This is a genomic window from Neobacillus drentensis, assembly GCF_036962765.1.
GTDB lineage: Bacteria > Bacillota > Bacilli > Bacillales > Cytobacillaceae > Neobacillus > Neobacillus drentensis_C.
This window is the reverse complement of record NZ_JBALOS010000027.1, coordinates 108,377-109,163: the sequence shown is the minus strand read 5'-3', so window position 1 is coordinate 109,163 and position 787 is coordinate 108,377. Positions and strand designations below refer to the sequence as shown.

Genomic DNA, 787 nt, shown 5'->3' with positions numbered 1-787 from the left:
TCAACAGGCAAGTTTAAAAGAGCCATAAACAAAAAAAAATAGCGTTTCCCGCTATTTGACAACTGCACCTATTTTCATTGGCACATCTGAACATAAAGTTTTATCAATCCACAAATTTATATCTTTTAAATATTTCTGCTCGAAAAATGGTTCATTTGGAAAGACGTACAAAACTTCCCTCATATAATGAGTATTCATAAATGGCATCATTAGTAATCCTTTTAACTGAATGATTAAATAGGGAATTGAATGGGGACGAAATTCATTCCATTCAAAACCTCTTTCAAAGATTAATTGGAAATAGTATTTTTCTTTGAGTAAGTAGGTTGACATAATCTCCCTTACTATTTGCGAGTCCATCGACATCTCTCGGTAGACAAGACTGGCCAATTTACTATTTTCACATTGGTAGTGTAGTAAATCCGCGACGATTCGTTTTAAACATTCCTTTGCTCCCTTTTCAATGGATGCATAGGCTTCTTCCATTTTACTAATATACTGTTCAAAAAAATGCGTAAAGCAATATTCTAATAGACCTGGTTTGTTTTCGAAATGGTAGGCAATTGTTGCTGTGTTTACGTTTGCCAGTCGGGCGATATCCCTTATCGAAGTTCCCGTGTATCCATTGGACTTAAACAATGTGATAGCAGCCTTAACAATTGCTTCTTTAGCATTTTTCTTCATATATTATCCCCTTTCTGGAATAACCTATAATCCCCTTACATAAGGATTCTTTGTTTCACGACAGATTCCTTTATAAAAATGTCGACAAAGTCTGCTTATATTC

At 34.4% G+C, this 787-nt stretch carries 1 protein-coding gene; it reads right to left on the bottom strand.

Annotation, left to right across the window (positions count from 1 at the left end):
- Nucleotides 1-51: 51 nt before the first annotated feature.
- Nucleotides 52-684 carry a forespore capture DNA-binding protein RefZ gene (gene refZ / locus V7137_RS04830; RefSeq protein ID WP_335697006.1) on the bottom strand — a complete coding sequence of 211 codons (633 nt, stop codon included), beginning with the start codon at nt 682-684 and terminating at the stop codon, nt 52-54.
- Between the last annotated feature and the right edge of the window lie 103 nt (nt 685-787).

Bases quoted from the DNA above. Each gene is read 5' to 3' on its own strand.
- refZ (WP_335697006.1), bottom strand. From the start codon at position 684: ATGAAGAAAAATGCTAAAGAAGCAATTGTTAAGGCTGCTATCACATTG.